The sequence below is a fragment of the Paenibacillus sp. J2TS4 genome, from assembly GCF_018403245.1.
In the GTDB taxonomy this organism is placed as follows: Bacteria; Bacillota; Bacilli; order Paenibacillales; family NBRC-103111; genus Paenibacillus_L.
This window is the reverse complement of the sequence record NZ_BOSH01000062.1, coordinates 1-255: the sequence shown is the minus strand read 5'-3', so window position 1 is coordinate 255 and position 255 is coordinate 1. Positions and strand designations below refer to the sequence as shown.

Annotated in this window: 1 protein-coding gene; it reads right to left on the bottom strand. The window is 41.2% G+C overall.

Features of this window, described 5'->3' with window-relative positions; translation table 11 throughout:
• The coding region (locus tag KJS69_RS29450) for a helix-turn-helix domain-containing protein (protein WP_213587793.1) at positions 1-255 on the bottom strand (255 nt) is incomplete at both ends.

Below are 255 nucleotides of genomic sequence, written 5' to 3'. Positions count from 1 at the left end.
AACCGCCACCAGCCAAATAATCCTCGACAGCTATTCTCTTTAACTCTGCAGAATAAGCAGCATTCTTAGATGTTTGCAGCAGTCCGTTTGGACCTAATGACTGGTAAGTCTGAAGCCATTGCCTGATGGATGAAGGGTGTACATCAAGAAGAACTGCTATATGCTTAAGCGAATCTTCTCCACGTAAATACTTTTCAATAGCTGCGATCTTTTCTGATCCTGATACTTTTGCTTTATGAGACATGAAAAAACGCT